The sequence below is a fragment of the Larkinella humicola genome, assembly GCF_008727875.1.
Classification (GTDB): Bacteria; Bacteroidota; Bacteroidia; order Cytophagales; family Spirosomataceae; genus Larkinella; species Larkinella humicola.
In genome coordinates, this window is the sequence record NZ_VTWS01000001.1 from 1,459,636 (window position 1) to 1,480,725 (window position 21,090).

The 21,090-nt window shown below is 52.9% G+C and carries 14 protein-coding genes; 7 read left to right on the forward strand and 7 right to left on the reverse strand.

The window, feature by feature from the left end:
- Window positions 1-37 precede the first annotated feature (37 nt).
- The 6 genes from F0P93_RS06310 (at window position 38) to F0P93_RS06335 (ending at window position 7,914) form a co-directional block, all read left to right on the forward strand.
- The gene (locus F0P93_RS06310; protein ID WP_150875492.1) at window positions 38-1,366 is read left to right on the forward strand and encodes a PQQ-dependent sugar dehydrogenase; all 1,329 of its coding nucleotides are present in this window, start codon (window positions 38-40) and stop codon (window positions 1,364-1,366) included.
- A gap of 171 nt (window positions 1,367-1,537) precedes the next feature.
- Window positions 1,538-2,287 carry an SDR family NAD(P)-dependent oxidoreductase gene (locus tag F0P93_RS06315; RefSeq protein WP_150875493.1) on the forward strand — a complete coding sequence of 250 codons (750 nt, stop codon included), beginning with the start codon at window positions 1,538-1,540 and terminating at the stop codon, window positions 2,285-2,287.
- Between the two features lie 12 nt (window positions 2,288-2,299).
- The gene (locus tag F0P93_RS06320; protein WP_150875494.1) at window positions 2,300-3,235 is read left to right on the forward strand and encodes an aldo/keto reductase; all 936 of its coding nucleotides are present in this window, start codon (window positions 2,300-2,302) and stop codon (window positions 3,233-3,235) included.
- 165 nt (window positions 3,236-3,400) lie between these two features.
- The gene (locus F0P93_RS06325; RefSeq protein ID WP_138990783.1) at window positions 3,401-3,739 is read left to right on the forward strand and encodes a PadR family transcriptional regulator; all 339 of its coding nucleotides are present in this window, start codon (window positions 3,401-3,403) and stop codon (window positions 3,737-3,739) included.
- 103 nt (window positions 3,740-3,842) lie between these two features.
- On the forward strand, window positions 3,843-6,497 hold the full coding sequence (locus F0P93_RS06330; RefSeq protein ID WP_150875495.1) for an ABC transporter permease: 2,655 nt from the start codon (window positions 3,843-3,845) through the stop codon (window positions 6,495-6,497).
- 226 nt (window positions 6,498-6,723) lie between these two features.
- Window positions 6,724-7,914: a S8 family peptidase gene (locus tag F0P93_RS06335; RefSeq protein ID WP_150875496.1), complete on the forward strand. Its 1,191-nt coding sequence runs from the start codon at window positions 6,724-6,726 to the stop codon at window positions 7,912-7,914.
- A 50-nt stretch (window positions 7,915-7,964) separates the two neighbouring features.
- On the opposite strand, the gene F0P93_RS06340 is transcribed toward F0P93_RS06335, so the two are convergent.
- Both F0P93_RS06340 and F0P93_RS06345 read right to left on the reverse strand, forming a co-directional pair.
- On the reverse strand, window positions 7,965-11,135 hold the full coding sequence (locus F0P93_RS06340; RefSeq protein WP_150875497.1) for an efflux RND transporter permease subunit: 3,171 nt from the start codon (window positions 11,133-11,135) through the stop codon (window positions 7,965-7,967).
- Window positions 11,136-11,147: 12 nt separating this feature from the next.
- Window positions 11,148-12,302 (reverse strand): efflux RND transporter periplasmic adaptor subunit, encoded by a 1,155-nt coding sequence (locus F0P93_RS06345; protein WP_150875498.1) that lies wholly within the window; start codon window positions 12,300-12,302, stop codon window positions 11,148-11,150.
- A 127-nt stretch (window positions 12,303-12,429) separates the two neighbouring features.
- Here F0P93_RS06345 and F0P93_RS06350 point away from each other — a divergent pair, with 127 nt between their 5' ends.
- Window positions 12,430-12,816 carry a DUF1801 domain-containing protein gene (locus F0P93_RS06350; RefSeq protein ID WP_150875499.1) on the forward strand — a complete coding sequence of 129 codons (387 nt, stop codon included), beginning with the start codon at window positions 12,430-12,432 and terminating at the stop codon, window positions 12,814-12,816.
- A gap of 285 nt (window positions 12,817-13,101) precedes the next feature.
- Here F0P93_RS06350 and F0P93_RS06355 read toward each other — a convergent pair whose 3' ends face one another.
- The 5 genes from F0P93_RS06355 to lpxK form a co-directional block, all read right to left on the reverse strand.
- On the reverse strand, window positions 13,102-16,062 hold the full coding sequence (locus F0P93_RS06355; RefSeq protein WP_150875500.1) for a PD-(D/E)XK nuclease family protein: 2,961 nt from the start codon (window positions 16,060-16,062) through the stop codon (window positions 13,102-13,104).
- Window positions 16,063-16,361: 299 nt separating this feature from the next.
- Window positions 16,362-16,949 (reverse strand): MiaE family protein, encoded by a 588-nt coding sequence (locus F0P93_RS06360; protein WP_150875868.1) that lies wholly within the window; start codon window positions 16,947-16,949, stop codon window positions 16,362-16,364.
- On the reverse strand, window positions 16,949-17,896 hold the full coding sequence (locus F0P93_RS06365) for a DUF1835 domain-containing protein (protein ID WP_150875501.1): 948 nt from the start codon (window positions 17,894-17,896) through the stop codon (window positions 16,949-16,951). The genes F0P93_RS06360 and F0P93_RS06365 overlap by 1 nt, the downstream gene beginning before the upstream one ends.
- 9 nt (window positions 17,897-17,905) lie before the next feature.
- On the reverse strand, window positions 17,906-19,927 hold the full coding sequence (locus F0P93_RS06370) for a putative porin (protein ID WP_150875502.1): 2,022 nt from the start codon (window positions 19,925-19,927) through the stop codon (window positions 17,906-17,908).
- Between the two features lie 90 nt (window positions 19,928-20,017).
- Window positions 20,018-21,073, reverse strand: coding sequence for a tetraacyldisaccharide 4'-kinase (gene lpxK / locus F0P93_RS06375; protein WP_150875503.1), 1,056 nt, complete (start codon window positions 21,071-21,073; stop codon window positions 20,018-20,020).
- Between the last annotated feature and the right edge of the window lie 17 nt (window positions 21,074-21,090).

The following is a 21,090-nucleotide window of genomic DNA, read 5'->3' on the forward strand; positions in this document are numbered from 1 at the left end:
CGGTTGATACAGGATTACTTGCTAATTCTTCTCAACGATGAACAACCGAATTATTCTTTTTACACACACCTTACTGCTGACCGGTCTGCTGCTGTCGTGCGGCCAAAGCAAAAAGACGGAGAGCGACGAAACCACTGCTACGGCAACGGAAGAAACCGAAACTGCCCAGGCACCTGATTTGCCGGAACCTTCCGAATCATCCAAGCATTTCAGCAACGTGATCGGCTGGAAAGACGGCCAGATGCCCAAGGCCCCTGACGGTTTTGTGGTCACCGAATACGCCCGCGACCTGAAAAACCCGCGCCGGACTTACGTGTTGCCCAACGGCGACGTGCTGGTAGTCGAATCCCAAACCGAAAAGAAAGGCGTGGTGAAGAAGGTGGTGGCCGCCGTCAGTGGACAAGCGAAAGCCGGTGCCGTTGGTGAAAGTGCCAACCGCATTACGCTCCTTCGCGACGCCAATAAAGACGGTAAACCGGAAATTCGCGAAACCTTTCTGGAGGACCTGAATCAACCGTTTGGGGTTGTGCTGATCGGCAACACGCTGTATGTCGCCAATACCGACGGCGTTCTCAAATTTCCGTATCAGCCGGGCCAGACCAAAATAACCGCCAAAGGAACGCCGATTCTGCCGCTGCCCGCCGGGGGTTACAACAACCACTGGACGCGCAACCTGCTTGCCAATGCCGACGGTTCCAAAATCTACGTTTCGGTGGGATCGGGCAGCAATGTGGGCGAAAACGGCATGGAGCATGAAGTGAAACGGGCGGCCATTCTGGAAATCAACCCCGATGGGTCGGGTGAGCGGATTTACGCCAGCGGACTGCGGAATCCGGTGGGCATGGACTGGGCGCCCGGTACGAACACGCTGTGGACGGCCGTGAACGAACGCGACGAACTGGGTGATGAACTCGTGCCCGACTACATTACCAGCGTTAAAGAAGGCGCATTCTACGGCTGGCCTTACTCCTATTTTGGTCAGAACGAAGACCCGCGCCGGAAAGGCGAACGGCCCGATCTGGTCAAGAAAGCGATCGTTCCCGATGTGGCCGTAGGCTCGCACACGGCATCGCTGGGGCTGGCGTTTTATGACAAAACCGCTTTCCCGGAGAAATACCGCAACGGCGCTTTTGTGGGTCAGCACGGTTCCTGGAACCGGTCGGCTTTTTCGGGCTACAAAGTCCTTTTTGTTCCCTTTCAGAACGGAAAACCGAGTGGAAAACCGGAGGATTTTCTGACTGGTTTTATTGCCAACGACAAGGACGTGTTTGGTCGTCCGGTTGGTTTGTCGGTTTTACCCGACGGTTCGCTGCTCGTAGCCGATGATGCCGGCAACCGGATCTGGCGGATCAGTGCAACTCGCTGATCTGAGGTAATTTCACTCTTTTGTTCTTGATTGGTATAAATGCGATCATCATTGGGATAATTCCAATAGCATTCTTCGATTGATAGCACTACGTTTGCGAACCGACTGCCCCGGCGCTTGTTTCCGGGGCAGTCGGTATCGATCGGTTTTACGAGTCTCCAACATCGTACCATGAAATTCAAAGACAAAGTAGTGGTCATTACCGGCGCCACCACCGGCATTGGCAAAGCGACCCGAGAACACCTTACGCGTGAAGGTGGTATTGTCTATAATCTCGACATCCAAAAACCTACAGACGACGACATACCGGGTGAATTTATCCCGTGTGATGTCCGAAACAAACAAGAAATCAAAGACGGTTTGGCGGCTGTTATGGCGAAAGAAAACCGGATCGACATGCTCTTTGCCAACGCCGGCATCCACCTTTTCGCTACAATGGAACAAACGTCCGACGAGGAGCTGGACAACCTGATCGAGATCAACATCAAAGGCACGTTTCATACCGTCCGGGAAGTTCTCCCCTACATGAAAGCGCAGCGGAAGGGAAGCATCGTGCTGATGGGTTCCGATCAGACCTTTACCGGCAAAGCCAGCAGTTCGGTGTATGGCCTGACCAAGGGTGCAATCGGGCAACTCACCAAAAGCACGGCCATCGATTATGCCCCGTTCAACATCCGGGTTAACTGCATTTGTCCCGGAACCATCGATACGCCCTTGCTCCATAAAGCGGTAACCCATTTTTCCGCCGTCAATTCCGTTGGTGAATCGGAGGTTTACGAATCACTGAACACCATCCAGCCGCTGGGCCGAATTGGTAAACCGGAAGAGATTGCCGCGGTGGTCGCATTCCTGTTGTCGGACGACAATTCCTTCATGACGGGCAGTCTGGTGAGTGCGGATGGCGGGTATGTTTGTCAATAATGAATGAAACCGATGGATCAAAACCAACGAAACACCCGGCGAGACGCCCTGCGACTGCTTGGGGCTACGGCCGCAACGCTGGCAACGGGCGGTTTATCCGGTTTTTCAGCCCCTGTTCCTCCTTCCATGCTCAGCCGACTGATTCCTTCCAGCAACGAAAAACTGCCCGTCGTGGGCATTGGCACCTGGCAGACGTTCGATGTTTCCGGAACGACGGAACAGGAACCGTTGCTGCAGGCTTTGAAAGCCGTTCACCAAGCCGGTGGCAAGCTAATCGATTCGTCGCCGATGTACGGACGTTCGGAAGAAGTGGTGGGCAAACTCACGGCGGAATCCGGGATTCAAAACCAGTTTTTTTACGCTACCAAAGTCTGGACGCGGGGTCGGGAAGCGGGCATTCGGCAGATGGACGAGTCGATGCAGAAAATGAAACGGTCGTCGGTGGATCTGATGCAGATTCACAACCTGGTCGACTGGAAAACGCACCTGGAGACGCTCAAAGCCTGGAAAGCGTCCGGCAAAATCCGCTACATCGGTATAACGCATTACACCGATTCGATGCACGATGAACTGGCGGAAATCATCACCAAAGTCCCCATCGACTTTGTGCAGTTCAACTACTCGATTCTGTCCCGCAATGCCGAAAAAAAGCTGTTGCCCGTCGCCCGGGACAAGGGCGTAGCAACAATCATCAACCAGCCGTTTGCCGAAGGGCGGTTATTTTCGCTCGTAAAAGGGAAGGAACTACCAGCCTGGGCGACCGAAAACGAGATCAGCAGTTGGGCGCAGTTTTTTCTGAAATTTATTGTTTCAAACCCCGCCGTTACCTGCGTCATTCCCGGCACCAGCAACCCCCGGCACGCTGCCGACAACATGCTGGCCGGACACGGACGTCAGCCGGATACGGCCCTGCGCGAAAAAATGGCCGCGTTTCTCCAACGGTTGTAACGTCAAACCACATCCATTGCCTGTCCGCACCTGGACAAATTCTGTCCGAAATCGTACAGAGCCACTTCTTCAACACCATCCAAATCACTTCCAAAGGCACTTTTTCTTTCTGGCATCCTATTTGTTTTGCAAAATTACAACTAATCGTACGAACGGAGTAAGACCATGCGAAGATCCTTTCTGGGCGAGTTTGAAGAAATTGTCCTGCTGGTGGTGGCAGCCTGTCCGGCCGAAGCCTACGGCGTTACAATCTGGGAGGATGTCCAGCAACAAACCGGGCGAACGATCACGATGAGTGCCGTCCATGCCACCTTATACCGCCTTGAAGAGAAAGGATTTCTTTCCTCGCTGATGGGGGGTGCTACCGCCGAACGGGGTGGGCGACGCAAGCGGTTTTTCGCGCTGACCAATGCCGGAGTTCGGGCCTTAAACGACATTCAGGAAGTCCGCAGTCGACTCTGGCAGGCCATTCCACCGGGGAAATTTCAATTGATTGGCGGGTAAATAAAAATGAATATCGAACACTGAATATTGAATAGAGAATATCGAAGTGTGGCCTCCCTTCATCATTCAATATTTTTTATTCAATATTCGATATTTCAAACCGATGAGAAACACCGAAACACAAGACCCAAATGCAGGACCGCATCCGCCCCGCTGGGCCGACTGGCTGCTGGAACGCTTCGTGGCACCTCATCTGCTGGAGGATGTGCAGGGCGATCTGCATGAAGTGTTTTACAAGCAGACGGAGGATGCCGGTTTGGCAAACGCCCGACGGGCGTTCGTCTGGGCGGTTTTGAATTACCTGAACCCGTTCTTTTTAAAGCGAAAACCCGAAGCATACTCCAAACCAACAAATACCACGATGATCCGTAACTATTTCAAAATTGCTTTTCGAAACCTGGTTCGTAATAAAAGCTACACGGTGATCAATGTCTCCGGGCTGGCCCTCGGAATGACCTGCGGCATTCTGATTTTCATGCTGGTGAAATACCACCTGAGTTTCGACACGTTTCACGCCAATTCCGACCGGATTTACCGCTTCGTGACCGAGCAGCACCGCGAAACGATCAGCTACCGCGCCAACGTTCCCAGCCCCCTCGGCAAAGTTTTCCGTAACGACTATACCTTCGGCGAAAAAGTAGCCCGCATTGCCACCGCCGAGGATGTGGTGCTAACGGTTAAAGAAGGTTCGGAAATCCGCAAATTTAAGGAGAGCGAGGGCGTGGCCTTCACGGAACCCGATTTCTTCGACATTTTCAATTATCCGCTGCTGAAAGGGGATCGGAGTACGGTCTTGCGTGACCCCAATACCGCCATTGTGACGGAGAAAATGGCCCGAAAGCTCTTTGGCGAGGTCGATCCGATGAACAAACTGTTTCGGCTGGATAACAAGGTTGATTTCAGGGTCACGGGAGTTTTGAAAGATTTACCCATCACTACCGACCGAAAAACCGAAATCTACGCATCGTACAACACGCTGAAACAGTACAACGACTGGCTGGCCAGCGACGATGCCTGGGGCGGCATTAACAGTGCCATGCAGTGTTTTGTCCGGCTCCGGCCCGGGGTTTCGCCCGATAAAGTAGAGAAGGTTTTGCCTGCTTACGTGAAGAAATACCGCCCGACCAACAAAAACGTCCACCATTACAAGCTGCAACCGCTGACCGATATTCACTTTAACGCCCGGTATGGCGGGGTTATCACCAAAACCAATTTGTGGGTTTTAGGCTGTATTGGCCTGTTTCTGATCATCACCGCCTGCGTAAATTTCATCAATTTGGCCACGGCACAGGCACTAAAGCGCTCCAAAGAAGTGGGCGTTCGAAAAGTACTGGGGAGTTTCCGCGGGCAACTTTTCTGGCAGTTTATCGCCGAAACCGGTTTGATCACGACCGTAGCCGTTGGATTGGCCTGCCTTGCGTCCGCGTTACTCCTGCCTTTCATCAACGACTGGTTCAAGGTACAAATCGCTGTCAACGCCATTTCCGACTGGCCGTTTATGCTGTTTTTACCCCTCCTGACCCTGGTCGTTACGTTCTTTGCCGGATCATACCCCGGACTGATTCTGGCCGGTTTTCAGCCGGTTATGGCGCTCAAAGGAAAGCTTTCACAACAAAACATCGGCGGTTTCAATACCCGGCGTACGCTGATCGTGGGGCAATTTGCGATTTCGCAAGTGCTGATCATTGGCATGATTGTGATCACCAACCAGATGCGGTATTCGACGCAATCCGATCTGGGGTTCAACAAAGACGCCGTGGTAATGCTACCGGTGGCGACGGAATCGGACGTGCTGACGATGAAAACCCTGAAAAGCCAGTTTTCCCAAATTCCGGGCGTTCAAACCGTATCGGTTTGTCAGTCGGCTCCGGCTTCGAACTACAACGTCTGGAACACTTCGCCCAAATACGACAACCGGGCTGAGGATGAAGCCTTTAGTGTGAGCGTCAAAGCCGCCGATGAGCAGTATATCCCGATGTTTGGACTAAAAATCGTGGCGGGTCGCAACCTGTTTCCGTCCGACACGGCGAAGGAATTTATTGTCAATGAAATGTTTGCCCGCAAGCTGGGTCTGAAAGCATCCGACGAAGTGATTGGGAAAGCCCTGAGTTTAAACGATGGCAACACCAAAGGGACGATTGTGGGGGTGATCGCCGATTTTCATGACCGGTCTTTCCACGAAGACATCAACGCGGTGTGCATCACGACAGCTCCGGATTTGTACGCGAGTTACGCCCTGAAAATCAATAGCGCCACTGTGCAACCCACGCTGGCTGCTCTGGAAAAAACGTGGAGCGACCGGCACCCGGATCAGGTTTACGACTATCAGTTTCTGGAGGAACACATTGCCAATTTCTACGCAACCGAAGACCTGATGCTCAAGCTGATTCAGACTTTTGCGGCCATCGCCATTTTCATCGGCTGTCTGGGTCTCTACGGTTTGGTGTCGTTTATGGCTGCTCAAAAAACCAAGGAGATCGGGATTCGAAAAGTGCTGGGCAGCAGCATGGGCCAGATTCTCTGGATCTTTGCCAAAGAGTTTTCGCGTCTGATTCTGATTGCTTTCATTGTAGCGGCTCCGGTGGCCTATTACGCAATGACGGCCTGGTTGAAAAACTTCATCTTCCGCGTCGATCTGGGCGTCGGAATCTTTATCTCTGCCATCGTTGGCACCTTTTTGATTGCGTTTATGACCGTCGGTTTTCAGTCCATTAAAGCCGCGTTGATGAATCCGGTCAAAGCCCTTCGCTCGGAGTAAAGAATAAACAGGCTGCCTGAAACAAGCGGTTTTACTGGTTTCACGTTAATAAACGAACCAGGCCCCGGCTGAAAATTGCAATAGCAATCCAGCCGGGGCTTTCCGGTTTATGCCCGGTTTTCTATCAATCGTCCCGGTGAATAAATCAGGTAATACTACGCTGTTGGCGAACCCGTTCTGTTTCTACATTTGGTTCAGTCTCCCGTTCTAACTATATCCTTACCCCATGAAACAGAAACACATTATTCTCCGAACCACCCAAACCGCCACCCGCGATCCCTTTCTGGGCGCACTCTCGTTGCCCCGCTCTGCCGAAGCGGTTGCCGCCGGCCTTTCCATCGAAGTTGAAGACATCGACCGAAGGCAGGTGTCGGCTCTCACCCGTCGGTCCGACATTCTGGCGATGGCTCCGGCCATTCCTATGAAGCTGATCAAGCCCGTTAGCCAAAAAAATGTAGCCACGCCATCGGCCCAGACTACGGCCTGGGGTGTCAAAGCCGTGGGTGCCGACACGTCGCCTTTCACGGGCGAAGGGGTCATTGTGGCCGTGCTGGATACGGGCATCGATGCCGCACACCCGGCTTTTGCGGGCGTCCAGATCATTGAGCAGGATTTTACGGGTGAAGGCAACGGCGACCAGAACGGACACGGCACCCATTGCGCCGGAACGATTTTTGGCCGCATTAGTGACAACCTCCGGATCGGTGTGGCCCCCGGTGTTCAGAAAGCCCTCATCGGCAAGGTTCTGGGCGAAAACGGCGGGGGTTCCAGCGAACAAATCGTGAGCGCCATTCAGTGGGCGGGGCAGAATGGGGCCAATGTCATCTCCATGTCGCTGGGGATGGACTTTCCCGGTTTTGTGAAGCAACTGATCGACGAGGGATATCCCACCGAACTGGCCACCTCCTACGCGCTGGAAGGTTACCGGGCCAATGTCCAGCTCTTCGAACGGCTGGCCGCTTTGATTAAAATACAGGGTTCGTTTTCGCAGGCCACGGTCATCATTGCGGCCGCCGGCAACGAAAGCCAGCGGAATGTGAATCCGGATTTTGAGATTTCAGTGAGCCCGCCCGCCGTGTCGGACGGCATCATTTCCGTTGCAGCGCTGGGCGAAAGCACGCAGGGGCTGACGGTGGCGACGTTCTCTAATACGGGTGCCAATGTTTCCGGGCCGGGGGTTAAAATTCTGTCGGCCAAACCCGGTGGCGGTTTTGTTCAGATGAGCGGTACCAGCATGGCAACGCCCCACGTGGCGGGTGTGGCCGCTTTGTGGGCGGAGAAAATCATGAAAACCGGTTTTCTGACCCCCTTAACGCTGACGGCCCGGCTGATCGGTTCGGGTACGGAAACCGGCCTGAAACCCGGTTTTGATCCCACCGATGTAGGCACGGGTCTGGTAAGAGCACCACAGGTTTGAATGGATTCACTACAAACGAAAAAACCGGCGATGAGCCGGTTTTTTTACTATCAAACTTCTTCTTCGTGTAACTCCTCGCTTTTGCGTTTGACCGGTTTTTCAGGCTCCGGCAAAGGTTGGAGGGGCTGAGGATGATCCTCGTACGCCGAATTATCGACGGCTTTAAACCGTGACATGAACGAGTACATAGCGGGAATAACGAAGAGGGTCAGAGCCAGTGAAAACATAATACCCCCCACAATAACAACCCCCAACGGAATCCGGCTTTTGGCGGCCGCACCCAATCCCATGGCAATGGGCAAAGCCCCAAAGGCCGTGACGAGACTGGTCATCAGAATGGGACGAAGGCGCAGAGCCGAGGCTTCTATGGCCGCTTCGACTTTATTCATGCCCTCTTTTCGCTTTTCATTCGCGAATTCCACGATCAAAATTCCGTTTTTCGTCACCAACCCCACGAGCATGATGATCCCGATCTGGGAGAAAATATTGAGCGTCTGGTTGAACATCCACAGCGACACCACCGCACCGGCAATCGCCAGGGGAACCGTCAACATGATGATGAACGGATCGGTGAAGCTCTCAAACTGAGCCGCCAGAATCAAATAAATCAAGACGAGAGCCAGCAAAAAAGCAAACATGGTATTCGACGATCCTTCGGCATAATCACGGGATGACCCGGAAAGGGCGGTCTGGAACGTGTCATCAAGCGTGCGGGCGGCAATGGCCTGCATAGCTTCTACGCCATCGCCAATGGTTTTGCCCGGAGCCAGACCTGCCGAAACCGTCGCCGATTTAAACCGGTTGTAGTGGTAAACCTGCGGTGGACTGGATACTTCGGCAAATTTCACCAGGTTATCCAACTGCACGAGATTTCCTACGTTGTTGCGGACGTAGAATGACGCCAGATCGACCGGTTCGTCGCGGTCATCCCGGGCCACCTGACCAATTACCTGGTACTGCTTGCCATTCATCAGGAAGTAGGCCAGACGCCGGTTGCTGAGGGCCAGTTGAAGGGTTTGGGCCACATCCTGAACCGATACACCCAGGCTGGTTGCTTTTTCCCGGTCAATGGTCAGGTTCAATTCGGGTTTATTAAATTTTAAGTCTACATCAAAACCCTGAAACGTAGGATCCTTCTGAACTTCATCCATGAATTTCGGCAGGTTTTGCTGCAGTTTCTCGAAATTCAGGTTCTGAATCACAAACTGAACCGGCAGACCCCCTCCGCCCCCGCCACCACCACGGCCCACCTGAATGGTCTGTTCCTGGGTGGCATTCATCCGCGCTTCACTGAATCGTTTTAGGTTTTTGCTTAGAAAGTCGGTTATATCCTGTTGCGAACGTTTGCGGTCTTTGGAATCGATCAGGTTGAGGGCCACAAAACCCGAATTGACGGCTCCGGAACCCGACATTCCAGGCGCAATAACGCTGAACGTAAAGTTGATTTCCGGAATCGAATCCAGCACAAACTGGTTGACGCGGTCCGTAATCCGGCTCATGGCTTCGTAACTGGTTCCTTCCGGCGCGGTAATGGGAATCCGTACCCGTCCCCGGTCTTCCAGGGGAGCCAACTCGGATTTCAAGGTCGATCCAATACCAAAAATCAGCGCGATACAAACCGCAATCAACCCAAATGCCCACCGGCGACGCCCCATAAAACCGGTTAGCGAAGAGCGGTACGACTGATCCAGCCACTGGTAGAAAGGCTCGGTTTTCTGGTAGAACCACGATCCTTTTCCGTGGTCTTTGCTCACCAGCTTCACACTGAGAACGGGAGTCAGGGTCAACGAAACGAAGGCCGAGATCAACACGGAACTGGCCACGACGACCCCAAATTCCCGGAAAAGGCGACCCGTAAAACCCTGAAGGAAAATCACCGGCAGAAACACAATGGCCAGCGTAGCCGAGGTCGAGATTACGGCAAAGAAAATCTCTTCCGAGCCTTCTTTGGCCGCCCGTTTCAACTCCATGCCGCCTTCTATTTTCTTGAAAATATTCTCCGTCACCACAATCCCGTCATCCACCACCAGACCCGTGGCCAGAACGATGCCGAGCAGCGTTAGTACGTTGATACTGAACCCGGAAATATACATCACAAAAAAGGCACCAATGAGCGATACCGGAATATCGATCAGCGGGCGAATGGAAATGAGCCAGTCGCGGAAGAAAAGATAGATGACAATGACGACCAGTATAAAAGCCAGCAGAATGGTTTCGCCCACTTCTTCAATGGACTTCCGGATAAAAACCGTCCGGTCGATCCCGTTCAGAATCTTGATGTCCGGCGGCAGTTCCCGTTTGATATCGTTCAACCGCTTGTTAAATTCATCGGCAATGGCCACATAGTTGGCGCCCGGTTGCGGAATCATAACCAGAATAGCACCCGAAGCATTGTTTTGTTTGGCCGCTGATTCTTCATTTTCCGGCCCCAACACCGCGTAGCCAACGTCTTTAAAACGAACGATCTGGTTGGCGGTCTGGCGAAGAATGAGGTTGTTAAAATCCTCTTCGGTCGCCAACCGACCGGCGGCTTTAACGGTCAATTCCGTGTTGTTTCCGTAAATTTTTCCGCCCGGTAGTTCCACATTCTGGCGGGTGAGCGCATCCTGAATATCCTGAGAGGTTAACCGATACGCGGATAGCTTGCTGGGATCGATCCAGAGCCGCATCGCGGGCCGTTTCAACCCGTAGATCATCACCTGACTCACACCCGGAATCGTTTGCAGACGCTCCTGCAACACGTTCTCGGCGTAGTCCGACAATTGCATTGGATTGCGCGTCGTACTCTGAATCGGCATGAAAATAATCGGGTCGGAGTTGGCATCGGCCTTGCTCACAACCGGGGGGGCATCGATGTCCTGCGGAAGCTGCCGCTGGGCCTGGGCCACTTTATCCCGGACGTCGTTGGCGGCCCGTTCCAGGTCGGCTCCCAGTTCAAACTCGATGGTGATGTTGCTGCTGCCGAGTGCGCTGTTTGATGAAATGGTCCGAATGCCTTCGATGCTGTTGAGCGATTTTTCAATCGGCTCCGTAATCTGTGACTCGATAATTTCCGGATTGGCACCGACGTAACTGGTCCGGACCGAAATAATCGGCGGATCAATAGCCGGATATTCCCGAACGCCCAAAAATGTAAAGCCAATGACACCGAAAAGGATGATGACAATCGACATAACCATGGCGAAAACCGGTCGCCGAAGGCTTAATGAAGGTAGACTCATTGGTGTAGTTCGTTAATTCATACTCGCACTATTACCCGCTGCTGACCCTTGCTCCGGCTGCTTTTGACCCGTTAACCGATCAATTTTAGCCACTTTCACCGGGGCTTCAGGACGCAGGAAAATCAAACCGGTGGTTGCCACCGTATCCCCCTTCTGTAAGCCCTGCGTTATTTCGACCACGCTGGCGTTCCGTAATCCGATCTTCACATCTTTAAAAACCGCTTTCCCGTTTTCGATCACCACCACCTGGCTGCCGCGCGTTTGCGGAATCACCGACTGGGTTGGAACCACGAGTGCCTGGGAATTATTGATTACCAGACTCACCTTGGCGAACGTTCCGGGACGCAGGCTGGACGTATTGTTGGCTACCCGCGCCCGAATGCGCAGGTTCCGGGTGGCTTCTTCAACGCCCGGCTCGATGGCATACACCGATCCGTTAAACGTTTTGTCCAGACCGTCGACCTGAAACGAGATCACACTGCCCACTTTAACGGACGGACTGTATTTCTCGGGAACCGAAAAATCGAGCTTCATGGAATTGGTCTGTTGCAACCTGGCAATCAGTGTATTCGGACTCACTACAGCCCCTAAACTCACATTCCGTAAACCAATGGTTCCGGAAAAAGGTGCCTGGATTTCGGTTCGGCGAAGCGCGGCTTTCGTCACCTCGATGTCGGCCAGCGTTCCTTTCAGGTTCGTCACAATGATGTCGTATTCCTGTTGGCTAATACCGCCCCGTTGCAGCAGTTGTTTGTTGCGTTCTTCAATGCGCCGGTTATTTTCTTCAAGCGACCTTAGCTTCAACAATTGAGCTTGTAAATCACCGTCGTACAGTTTCACCAGCAATGTACCCTGCTTAACGGCCCGTCCCTCCTGAATGTTTAATTGAACAATTCTTCCCGAGATTTCGGGGTAGATATCCACCTGCTCAGAAGCCAGCAGGGAACCCGTAGCCACTACTTCATCTTTCAGATTCTGGGAAGTAACCACAAAAACATTGACCGCCGTGGGGCCACCACCGCCCGCGCGGCCGCCACCCTGCCCGGAAGGAGCCCCTCCCCGACCGCCACCGGCCGATTCGCCCGGTTGCTTTTTATAAAACTTGTTGTAATAGATGATGCCGCCCAAAACCAGCACCACCAAAATAATAGCAATCCACCTTTTCACAGAGATCGTAAGTTGAATCGGACGCGGTATTGCGCCCATTGAGAAAGTTGTATCAAACCGTGTGCCTACTGTCGGAATCTGATTTTTCAGCTAACTTAGCACCGAAATTACTCCATTACAACAAGCCATGACAGTTGAAGAATACATTAATCGACAAACACCCGAAATTCATCGCTTATTAGACCAAATACGTCGATTAATCCTGGAAGCATCCCCTAAAGTTCAGGAAAAAATTAGCTGGGGAGTACCCTTTTATTTCCATAAAGGCCATTTGTGTTACCTCAATCCGCTCCGAACACCGGAGGTCGCCATCGATCTTTGTTTCCTGAGAGGCTACGAATTAGCCAATGAACAGGGCGCGCTTGAAGGCCGGGGCCGCCGAACGGTCAAGTCACTAATTGTGCAGGCTGACTCCATAAACGAAGACCTGATTCGGGAATTGCTGCAGGAAGCGATTCTGCTCAATGAAACCTCCAAGGAAAAACCGGCCATCTTTCATAAAAAGAGAGGGTGATTGTGCCAGAGCCGGATACTATATCGTTGCCGGACCGGGGGTGCAACCCCCGGTTATCCATACTTAACACCTTCGGTGTTACCAGTAAGCTCCCTATCGTTTACAACCCTTGGAGGGTTAAGTATGGATAACCGGAGGTGCAACCCTCGGTCAAGCCTGTGCTGGGGCAGACGCCTATGCTCGACGGCCACTCCTAGGCTAGACCATACGCCTGTGCTCGACGCCTACTTGATGACCCGTTTGTAGTTAGCCGCACCCTTTCACATTCATCATTTTATAGTTCAACTACCGGCCACACAATTTCCGATACTCACACCATTCGCAAATCTTTTTGTCGCTGGTTTTCTGGAACGGCTGGCCGGGGTCGAACAAATCCGCGATGAGTTTACGGAGGTGCACTTCCGTTTCAACCACGAATTCTTCGGGCGTGCCCAGATGCAGTTTGTTCTCCATGAAACCGCCTTCCATGTTGCGGAACGAATAAAAACCGGCTACCACCCGGGTGTTCGTACCGTCGATCCATTCGCTGCCAAACTGCAATCCCTTGTTTTGCAGCATCTTTTTGTACACCAGATACTGGTATAACCACAACTGCCGGGCCTTGTCTTTCTGGGCGTCGGTCAGCAGGAGTTCCATCGTTTTGACGTCGGCATCCCGGGCTTCGATTTTCCCGGTTTTGTAATCGGCCACCCGAATCAGCACCGTACCGTCGGGTTGGCGAAGCCGCTCGACCCGGTCAATTTTCCCGGCAATCCGGATGCGTAAGGGACCGATGGCGGTTTCGACCTCCAGCTCGGTATCCCATTCTTCTTCCGTTTGCAACACTTCCAGATTCTTCCCGTAGCGCTCCATCTGCAGGGCATTAAACCGTACCATCAGGTCTTCCGCCACCTTGTAGAGCAGGCGATTCATGCCCGATTCGGTCACCCGGTTTACAAACGCTTCTTCGTATTTCAGCTTCAATTTTTCGACAACCCGTTCGGTCGTCACCTCCGCTCCCACCATGCGGTATTCCTGATCAAGGGCTTCCAGCGTGTTGTGAATCCACTGCCCGAATTCAGCGGCATCCATTTCATCGCTCACCTCATCGTCTTCCTGCATGCTGATTACCCGGCTGAAATAATACTTGAGCGAACAACTCATGAAATTATTCAGCGAGGTGGGGTACATTCCACCAAACACCCGATTTTTGGCCGAACTGAATTTCCCCATCAGATCCTCCCGCAGTTTCGCCAGAATTGCATCACTCTTCGGAATTTCGAGCGTATCGTAGGGTAACAAAGCCAATTTTTGATCGGCCGCCTTGCCAAATCGTACAGTAGGATAGCTGATGGTTACATTACCCCCGGAAGCCGGAACCAATTCGTGTTCGATCTGGCGGATAAACCGGCTTTTCTCGCCTTTGCTGGTCCCGTACGCATCGGCCGAAGTAACATAGAGCAGCGAGACTTTTCTGGCCCGCTGCAACAACCGGTAGAAGTGATACGACATCACCGATTCCTGATCCTGGTAGGTCGGCAAACCGACTTCCACACAGGCATCGAACGGAATCAGGGAATTCAATTTCCGCGACTGGGGCAGGATTCCCTCGTTCACCGACAAAATAATCAGGTGCTCGAAATCCAGCGCCCGGGTTTCGAGCATCCCCATCACCTGCAAAGCACTGCCCCCTTCGCTTTCAAACGGGATGCTGGTTTGCCGGATCAGTTCATACAGAAACTGCTTCAGGCTCTTGATCGTCACCAGTTCATTCCGCTGTTCGCGTTCGAGCGTCGTTTCCAACTGGCGAAGCAGATTCTGAAATAAATACAGATATTCGGTTTCAATGGCGTCCTGCTGTTCGGTGTAGACCTCCCGCAGCACCTCGATCAAAGCATAAAACTGGTGAATGACCACCAGCGGTTTATCGTCCGGCCAACGGCGGAACAACACCTGAAACAACGGGCTGTTTTCGCCCATCGCCAGCAACTGCTTTTCGTCCAGATACACCAGATTGTCCGTCGTGATGGTGTTGATGGCTTTCTGAACGACCCGGTTTGGCAACCCCGACGACGATTTCAAACCCGTCAATTCATACTGCCGGATAAACGGGTGATTGAGAACTTTGACAACGTGCCGGTGGTTGAATTTGGGAATATAGATCGTGCCGCTACCGTCTTTCTTTTGAAAAGCTGCCACGGTGCGCTGCATTTCAAAAAGGGCATCGACCAGCGTAAACAGGTGCGAATTCTGCAACGAAAGCCCCATCGTCACGTTCAGATCCGTCACTGAGCCACCCATCGAATACAAAACCGGTAACAACAAGGTTTCGTCGCCCAGAATCAAGGCCGTGGTGCCGGCATCGGTTTCAGAATCGGCATGCTGCCGGTAAATCTGGCTGGCGACTTTGGCCTGCATGCTGGCATTCGGAACGCCGATGACCTGAATGTGTTTGGGCGTTTCGGTGAGTCCATTTCCTTCCCAGGTCCAGGGGCCACTCCAGCCGTCCCGTTTGTAGTTCCGCAGCATCTTCCCGGCTTCCTGCCGCTTCGACTGCATGTAATACGCGTCGGTATCCCACAGCATTTCGGCTTTCTGCGCCTTCAGGAGCGTTTTTACAATCTGCTCTTCCGAACGACTCAGGGCGTTGAATCCCACGAAATACAGTTTTTCATACGCCGGATTGTCGCGCACCAGGTCTTCCACCTGATTGGCCAGCAACCGGTAGGCCATGCCCCGGTACGCCCAGCCTTTCGACAAAAGCCGCTCGTGCAGAGCCTCGTAGGCGGTTTGCAGGTTTTCGAAGAGCTTAAAATACCGCTGCGTTCCGACGGTTTCGAGTTTGGCTCCCCCCCGGCCATCGGGCAAATCGAGCCGCCAGCGTTCGAGTGCTTTGGCCGCCGTCATGTAGCTGAATAGCTCGGAGGGCGAAATCATATACTGATCGATGCGGTCGAAATCGGTGAGCAGAATGCTCGCCCAGTTCAGAAACCGTCCAAATTCCAGCGTATCGTCAATCTCTTTGAAGACTTCGAACAGTTCGAACAACAGACTGACCGGGTCGATTTGCAGAACGCCCGCACTCTGCATGATGAAGTCGTCGACGGCCAGCACGTGGGGTGACAAAAACGGCGTGTCGGATTGCTGACTAAGGTGTTGCTGAAAGGTGGAAACCGCCCGGCGTGTCGGCACAATCACCCACACGTCGTCCATCCGCGTTTGATGGTTGCGGAAGATGTGTTGGGCCACTTGACGTAGGAATGACATTCGGGTTAATTATATAAGTAGACTGAAGAAATTTACCCCGGAGGGGTGTCCTTCGATTTTAGATTAGCTTATTACGCCCCTCCGGGGCTAAGGAGACGAGACTTAGCGGCTTGGGCTATTAACAGTAAACCCCTCCGGGGTAAAAATAATCCGTTTATTACGATGACATTGTTTAGGATTTCAAATTCACATTTATTTTCCTCCCCAACCGAAGCATCCCATTCGTCAGGTCCAAGCCAGAATCCTAAACAGCTTCGATAGACGATTTTTTCTAAGAACGTTCGTTTTGCTCCGTTAATTCAATGAAACCGGTCGGCCCGCACTTCCAGCGTTTTCATAATGGCCGCTTCGGTTTCCAGCAGTTCTTTCCAGCGTTTCCGGACCTTTTCTTTCGGATTGTATTCTTCGGCCAGTTCAATAAAATTCCGGTAATGTCCGGCTTCCGAAATCATCAGTTCGCGGTAGAATTTTTGCAGGTATTCGTCCGTCAGGTTTTCCGACAACAGCTTGAAGCGTTCGGCGCTGCGGGCTTCGATGAGGGCATTCAACAGCAGCTTTTCCATCAACTGTTCGTTGCGGTCGCCGGGTTTTCGCAGAACCAGCAGCAACTGATTGACATACTCATCCTTACGCGGTTTACCCAGCGGAATATTTCGTTTGCGAAGTTCTTTCAGAACCCGCTGAAAATGCCCCCATTCTTCGGCCACGACGGGCGTCAGCACCTCCACCAGCTTTTCATGTTCGGGAAACTGAACGATCAGGGAGATGCACGACGATGCGGCTTTCTGTTCGCAAAAGGCGTGGTCGATCAGGATATCGCCGAGGTTCATTCGGGCAATATCGACCCAGCGCGGATCGGTAGGGAGTTCCAGGCCTAAAGTCGTCATCACAGCTCGATCAGTTTTTCGAGTTCCCGGTCCCACCGATACGGTGAATCCGGCGTTTGATAATAACCGCCCAGCCAGCGTTCCACCGGGTTGAGGACCCGGCGTCCGGCAATGACATCAGCACCAGCTTCGGTGAGGCTGACACCCGCTTCGGTGTATTCCCACAGTTTTCCGTTCAGTTGCCGGATGGTTTCCCCCACGCTCAGGTCCGTGATCCCATAGTCGCGGTCCTGCTGTAAAAACCGCCCGATCAGGCTGGCTTCCGGCATCGGCCCTTCCATCAGCGTCGCCGTCAGCATATGTTCAATCAGATTCAGGTTGTTTTCGGTAAACGGAAAACGCTGCAAATGCAGAATCAGGGCGTTTCGCAAAAACCGCAACCGGCCAAAATCCGTCTCCAGAAGTTGCTGAATCGCCAGCGGTTCCGGGCTGGCGTAAGCATTCCAAACCGCCCCGGCCACCTCCAGATCGTGACGCGTCAACGCATCGGCCTGTAAAAACAGGGTTGCCAACTGGGCTCCGTTCAGTTGGCCCATGCCTTTAAAAAACGGCTCCCCCGGGAAGGAATCGACCGAAACCTGCTTGATTTTAGTGGTTCCCAGTGGTTGCTGCGCCAGTTGGGCCAGCAAAAAAACCAGGTTGATCTGGCAGAACAAATCGTGCTCGAACCAGAGGTAGATTTCGTCGTAGTCGGTCGGAACGGCCAGTTTTTCAAACGCCTGCACCACCCGCTGATCGTACTCAGAAGGCGCGTCATCCGTCACGTTGTGCCACGCCCGGCGGATGCGCCAAAGTTCGTGAACGGATTGAACATCCGCACTGACCGGCCCCTCCGACATCGCTTCCCGCCAGACCATGCGGTCGGTCTGGTCGGCATTTCCCAGAATGTTCGATTCGGCAAAGGCTTCGGCGGTTGCATCGCCGTTGAGGATGTGTAGTACTTTCATAGTCAGGACTTAGTCGAATAATAACCAATGAACACCAAAGGAAAAAGACCGGTTGATCGTCCGGAAATACGGCGCACTGTAATACGTCTGGTCGAGCAGGCCCTGGTTGGCATGCGCCAGTTTTAGAAAAAGCCGAACCCGGTTGATTCGCAAGTTGGCATACGGTTCGGCCATGAGGTAATCGCCCAGTTTGGTCTCGTTCTGCAAATGATACTGCTGGGTGAGTGGCATATACTGGTCGGCGTAATAGGCGGATTTGTAATGAAACTGAATTCCAGCCAGCACATACAATTTCTTGAATAACAAAAAGTTATATTCAAACCGGGCATTTGCCAGAAAGGTCGGTATGCGCAGCACGTCATCATTCGAAACCAGCGTGTAATAACCCTGCCCCGCCATCGTAAACTTGCCGGCCCGAAACTGCCAGCCCAAACTCGTCTGCAAAATGCTGAACGCACTCGAAAGCTGTTGCGGAACCGCGGCCGTGTCGAAATAAATATAATTCGTCAGCAAATAATAGTCCATTCCGGGGCTCAAAATCAGCTTTCCCAGCTTCAGATTCAACTGCCCGTAGGCGTGTTGGGTACCGCGCAAATCAAACCGGGTTGCTAACCTTCCTTCATGATCCCATTGGTAAATGTTGCTCGTATACCGGTTTTGGAGGAGCGTCGGCGAGGCAAAGACGCTTTCATAGCCCGCCGTCAACAGACGGCTTTCCAGACGACCCTGAAGCCGGAAGTCGCGGCCTAACAAATACTCCACTTCGGCGGTCACCCGCGTCAGGCTGTCCGGGAAATAGTAGCCCAGCCAACCGCCCACAAACGTTTCGAGCCGGCTGCTTTTGTAGCTCGAATCGGGCACGAGCCGCCCGATGTTGAACCGGTTTTCCAAGCCGTAATAGCGGTTTCGGAGCCAGGCGCGGTAGTTGAAAGCCGAACCACGGGCCGAAAACTGGCCTTTTATGCCAATCTGATTCTCAAACAGCCGAAATAGTGTGGTTTGCCGCGTTTCCAGGCTGTCGAAATAATAGCGGGGATAAAACGGTTTTCGGGCCGGATTCAGGGAGTCCGCCAACGTAAGTCCGGTGGAGATGTCCGTGTCGGTAAACCGGTAGCTTTGGGCACGAAAATCAACGATATTATAAAGTTGAAAAGCCGTATCCAGAACATACTGGTGATACAGATGGAGGTCGTTGCGGATTTCGCGGGAGTTGGCCGTCGACAAAACCGGTTTTAGTTCAAGGTTGGGATTGGCAACGGTGGCGGTGCTGGAGCCGGGTTCAACCACTCCGCCCTGATCGAGTGAGCGGTGGTTGAGGTTGTTGTAATGCGCCAGCAAGGTGTACTTGTCGTTCTTGGACCGGTAGTTGGAATGGATGACAAAATTCCAGTTTTCGGCCAGGCGCTGCGTGCCGGACGAACTGGAGGTGGTTCCTCCAAATTGCACATCCGACGTCATGCGCTGAAGATTGAATCCAAGGTTCCAGCGTTCACTGACGTTTTGCGTAAAATCGAAATTCACGATGTTTTGCCCGCGCCCCCCCAGCACCAGATACATGTTCGTGTAAGGCGATCGCGTGTCGAAATACCGGATGTTCTGGGTTTGATACCCGTACAACCCGTAGGCACTCAGACCCGTTTGGGAACCAATGGCGGGTGTCTGGTAAAAAACCGACCGCAGGGCCGTCCCCAGATTTCCCAAATCCGTGTAGAGGTTGTTATACCGATTGACATAGTTGGTCTGGTGAATCCCTTCCAGCGTGGTGTCGATGGTTATCAGGGCTTTGCGGTTATTCAGGACGTCGCTTTCCAAAAAAAAGCGGGTCGTTTTGGGCCCATAAATGAGTTTGGTGGAGTCGTCGAGTATGGCCCCTCCGGCGGTTGCACCCGGCCCTCCGGTCGTCGTAGGCTGCCCGCCTGTCCGGTTTCCACCCTGCGGGAAGTTTGGAAGGCGGGTGGGCAACTGCGCCCAGGCCGGTGAGGTAAACCATAACAGCAGGATACTTATACGCAGTAAAAAAAGTCGGGTCATATGGTCTGAACTGGGATTCCGCCAATTTATTGATTCGCGGTGATTACTTTTTGCGGTAATTAGCTTTTTTTAACAGCCCTTCGCGTCCGTTCAAACCCGTTGCGGCTGGCTTTTCTGAATCATTTCCCGGAACAATTCTTCGCCTTTCAGAAAGGTCACGTCGATCGGCAGATACGCAAACGACGAGGCATTGGCCCCGGTTTGGGCCAGCAAAGGAGCCAGTTTGACAAAGTCCTTCTCGGTCGTCAAAACCGTTGCGCCAACCGGCAATTCGTCCTGAATTCGTTTCAGATCGGCCGGAGTGTAGCGGTAATGATCGGCAAACCGCCAATGACGAACCAGTGAATAATGGCTTTTGACGTACGTTTCCAATGATTCGGGCCGGGCAATGCCCGATACCAAAACTACGCTTTTCAGGCGCTTTCGGATTGATGGGGTTGCAAAATTAATCGGATCACCGTACCGGAATCCCGTAAAAAAAACCGGAACGTCGGACCGGCCATACGCCCGGATTCGCTCCTGAATCGCCTGTTGTTCGGCCCGGCTCAATCCGTCGGGACATTTGGTTACCAGAATCCCATCCGCCCGGCGGGCACCGTGTCGCCGTTCGCGCAGGCGTCCGCCCGGAAACGGCTGGTCGTCGTAAAAGGGCCGGTTGTAATCCGTCAGCAACAGGTTCAGGTGCGCCTGAACGGGGCGGTGCTGAAACGCATCGTCCAGAATAATCACCTGTAAATCAGGATTTATTTTCAATAATTCCGGAATCGCTTCAGCGCGTTTTTCACCCACACTGATCATGACCCGGGCTTGATCGTCCCGTTGGCTGTGTCCGTGTTTCCGATACAGCAACAGCGGCTCGTCTCCGATGGTGTCGGCGGTGTCGGCATCTGTTGCCAGACGAAAACCTTTGGTCCGGCGGCCATACCCCCGGCTCAGCGTAGCCAGCGGCCCAAACGGTTTCAGCAAACGAACCAAATAATCGACGTGTGGCGTTTTGCCGGTTCCTCCCACCGTTATGTTTCCTACACTAATGGTATAGATTGGTGGCCTTAATATGGGAATAATACGCCTGTCATACAGCGCATTACGAATGTCAGTAATACCGCCATACAGCCAGTTGAGGGGATTCAGGAATCGGTTGGACACTAAGTTTTACGTAATAA

Coding starts and splice junctions, on each gene's coding strand:
- F0P93_RS06370 (WP_150875502.1), bottom strand. CDS start 19,927: ATGACCCGACTTTTTTTACTGCGTATAAGTATCCTGCTGTTATGGTTT.
- F0P93_RS06340 (WP_150875497.1), bottom strand. CDS start 11,135: ATGAGTCTACCTTCATTAAGCCTTCGGCGACCGGTTTTCGCCATGGTT.
- F0P93_RS06365 (WP_150875501.1), bottom strand. CDS start 17,896: ATGAAAGTACTACACATCCTCAACGGCGATGCAACCGCCGAAGCCTTT.
- F0P93_RS06325 (WP_138990783.1), top strand. CDS start 3,401: ATGCGAAGATCCTTTCTGGGCGAGTTTGAAGAAATTGTCCTGCTGGTG.
- F0P93_RS06360 (WP_150875868.1), bottom strand. CDS start 16,949: ATGACGACTTTAGGCCTGGAACTCCCTACCGATCCGCGCTGGGTCGAT.
- F0P93_RS06310 (WP_150875492.1), top strand. CDS start 38: ATGAACAACCGAATTATTCTTTTTACACACACCTTACTGCTGACCGGT.
- F0P93_RS06350 (WP_150875499.1), top strand. CDS start 12,430: ATGACAGTTGAAGAATACATTAATCGACAAACACCCGAAATTCATCGC.
- F0P93_RS06320 (WP_150875494.1), top strand. CDS start 2,300: ATGGATCAAAACCAACGAAACACCCGGCGAGACGCCCTGCGACTGCTT.
- F0P93_RS06315 (WP_150875493.1), top strand. CDS start 1,538: ATGAAATTCAAAGACAAAGTAGTGGTCATTACCGGCGCCACCACCGGC.
- F0P93_RS06330 (WP_150875495.1), top strand. CDS start 3,843: ATGAGAAACACCGAAACACAAGACCCAAATGCAGGACCGCATCCGCCC.
- F0P93_RS06335 (WP_150875496.1), top strand. CDS start 6,724: ATGAAACAGAAACACATTATTCTCCGAACCACCCAAACCGCCACCCGC.
- F0P93_RS06355 (WP_150875500.1), bottom strand. CDS start 16,062: ATGTCATTCCTACGTCAAGTGGCCCAACACATCTTCCGCAACCATCAA.